This window comes from Micromonospora yasonensis, from assembly GCF_026013475.1.
GTDB classification, from domain to species: domain Bacteria; phylum Actinomycetota; class Actinomycetes; order Mycobacteriales; family Micromonosporaceae; genus Micromonospora; species Micromonospora yasonensis.
In genome coordinates, this window is sequence record NZ_JAPDPH010000452.1 from 1 (window position 1) to 1,423 (window position 1,423).

At 68.6% G+C, this 1,423-nt stretch carries 1 protein-coding gene; it reads right to left on the reverse strand.

Annotated elements, in window-relative coordinates; translation table 11 throughout:
* Positions 1-15: 15 nt before the first annotated feature.
* Entirely contained in the window at positions 16-1,215 is a 1,200-nt protein-coding gene (locus ONA70_RS36270) for an IS110 family transposase (protein WP_454557369.1), read from the reverse strand.
* Between the last annotated feature and the right edge of the window lie 208 nt (positions 1,216-1,423).

Below are 1,423 nucleotides of genomic sequence, written 5' to 3' on the forward strand. Positions count from 1 at the left end.
TGGCTCCCCTCTGTGTCAAGACACTGCCGGGAGGAGAGTTCTATCCTGGGTCTTGGCGGGTCCGGGAAGTGACTTCTCCGAAGAGCCGGCGTGGGGATGCGAGCCGGTCACGCTGGAGTCAGTGGTCGTTCCCCGTTGTCCTCCCGGGCCCGCTGCCGTGGCCACCGCGTCGTTGATCATGGTTCGATAGACGATGTCGGACAGGCGTCGTTTCAGCGCGCGCATCGCTTCCATCGATGTCTTGCCGTCGGCTTTCTTGCGGTCGAAGTAGGCGCGCCCTTCGGTGGGGTTGCGTAGCTGGACGGTGGCCATGATGTGCAGCACCCGGTTGATCTGCCGGTTCCCGGCGCGAGAGAGCCGGTGGCGTACCTGGTCGCCGGAGGAGGCGTCGATGGGAGCGGTGCCGTTCCAGGAGGCGAAGTGGGCCCGGTTGGGGAACCGGGTGATGTCGCCGACCTCGACCAGCAGCCGGGCGGCACCGGACGGACCGATGCCGTGCAGGTCCATCAACGTGGTGCCGGTCGAGGCGACCAGCTCCCTCAGTTCCTTGTCTGCCTCCTTGGAGCGCCGGTAGACCCGTTCGAGGTCGGCGATCAGCTCCGCGGCGACCCGCCGGCGGGCCTTGCCGACCGCATCGCGGGGCCGGACCGTGGCCAGTAGTGCCTTGGCCTGGGCGGCGGACAGACTCTTCTTCGCCCCGCCTGGAATGAGTTCCAGCAGTAGCTGGTGCAGCTGGGACACCATCCGGGTGTGGTCCTCGCCGAGGGAACGGCGCCGGTCGACCAGAATCCGCAGCAGAGCCAGCTGGTCGTCGTTGACGACCGGGCGTAGCCCGGCCATGCGGGTGCCGACCAGCGCGATGGAGTGGGCGTCAGTGGCGTCGGTCTTGCGGCCCTGCCCGGTGGCGAACACCCGCGCCCGGGCGGACAGCTTCGGCGGGACGTCGACGACCTGCTCGCCATCGGCCAGTAACCGGTTGGCGATGTGCCGGCCGATGCCCTGGCATCCCTCGATCGCCCAGACCCGGTTCGGCCACTGCCTGGCGTACTTCCTCATCGCCGCGTAGCCGTCCCGGTCGGTGTCGAACCGGCCGCCGCCGACGACCGTCTCGTCGCCGGCCATGACCTCGATCGTGGCAGAGCGCTTGTGCGGGTCCATCCCGATGACCACACGATCCGACGTGACACTCAACGCGTCCTCCGATGCTCGATCCATCTCGGTTGTCGAGCCGGGAGGGCAACGCTACTTCGAGCCGAGCAAACCCCTCTCGAGCCTCTCCCCGCCCTGGGGCGACGCCCGGGCCGCGCAGGCCAGATGAGAGCCACACGACCAGCGTGGGCAGCCGAAATGAGAGCGACAGCCCGGGCGCCTCGACCGAAGCCTGGCCGGGCCGCGGTCGCAGGTCAATGAAACAAGTAGCCGA

What these genes read in the sequence shown, in the direction of transcription:
- ONA70_RS36270 (WP_454557369.1), bottom strand. Translation starts at nt 1,215, where the DNA reads ATGGATCGAGCATCGGAGGACGCGTTGAGTGTCACGTCGGATCGTGTG.